This is a genomic window from Megasphaera sp. MJR8396C (assembly GCF_001546855.1).
In the GTDB taxonomy this organism is placed as follows: Bacteria; Bacillota; Negativicutes; order Veillonellales; family Megasphaeraceae; genus Megasphaera.
This window is the reverse complement of record NZ_KQ958181.1, coordinates 1-944: the sequence shown is the minus strand read 5'-3', so window position 1 is coordinate 944 and position 944 is coordinate 1. Positions and strand designations below refer to the sequence as shown.

The following is a 944-nucleotide window of genomic DNA, read 5'->3' as shown; positions in this document are numbered from 1 at the left end:
TGTGACGACGCCGAAGGCGGCAAAGGGTTACGCTTCGGTTCAGACCTATCAGAACCTCTTTGGGCCCATGCAGGGCGATTTTGCCCATCGATTGATCACCTTGGAAAACATGTGGGGCAGTGAGCCTACCTGTACGGCCATTGAGATGGCCCACGAAAACAAGGTCAATAATATCAACTACATCGCCGCCATTTTGAAGAACAGCAACGGACGACCGATGCGCGGCAAACGAAAGGAAGATAAGTATAATGGCTATGCGAACTTTGATGGGTATATTGACGGCGTGTTACGGGGAGAACCAGAATATAAACCACATTTTCGTCGAGACGCTGAAGGACAATCTGGGCTCCGACATATCGGTGACCCAGGCCAAGACCTTGGCTAATCGACTCGTTTCTTCGCATAAATTTTCGCCGTCCATTTCCGAGATCGTTGCCGAATGGCAGCAGATGAAAAGGGAGATGAACCGCCGCGTCTACGAGGCTACGCCTGTCTCCATGACGATGAGCCCGGAAACGAAACGGCGCGTGACGGAGACCATCGAGCGGATTCGCGAAAGCAGGCCTAAAGCATATGGCGCCATGAGTCCCCATGTGATGGAATTTGCCCGCCAGTTCTTCCCGGATATCAGCGAGGCGACGGCCCAGCGCAACTGCCTCGACATCATGAACTGCATGAGTACCCGTGAAGCTGAAATCGCTTCCGGAAGTCCCTACCGGACCTATATGGAATTGAATGATAACGGCATGATTACCTTAGTCATCCGTAAAATCGCATAAAGAAAGGAGCGTCTATGAACAAAATTTGGAGTTTCTTACGAAACCTCGACAAGAGGAAACTCATCTTCATCCTGCAAAGGGCCAGTGCTATCTTACTTCCCATCAGGCCCTATGCCGAATGCGGACGGACCGATTCCTGTCCTTGTCCCATTAAAAAGAAGGCCA

At 51.2% G+C, this 944-nt stretch carries 1 protein-coding gene and 1 pseudogene; both read left to right on the top strand.

Going from position 1 to position 944, the window contains the following annotated elements; genetic code table 11:
* A pseudogene (locus HMPREF3201_RS11995) lies at positions 1-385 on the top strand (hypothetical protein); the annotation flags it as partial.
* Positions 360-779 carry an RNA-binding protein gene (locus HMPREF3201_RS11610; protein ID WP_062412187.1) on the top strand — a complete coding sequence of 140 codons (420 nt, stop codon included), beginning with the start codon at positions 360-362 and terminating at the stop codon, positions 777-779. The pseudogene HMPREF3201_RS11995 and the gene HMPREF3201_RS11610, both read left to right, overlap by 26 nt.
* The last annotated feature ends 165 nt before the right edge of the window (positions 780-944 follow it).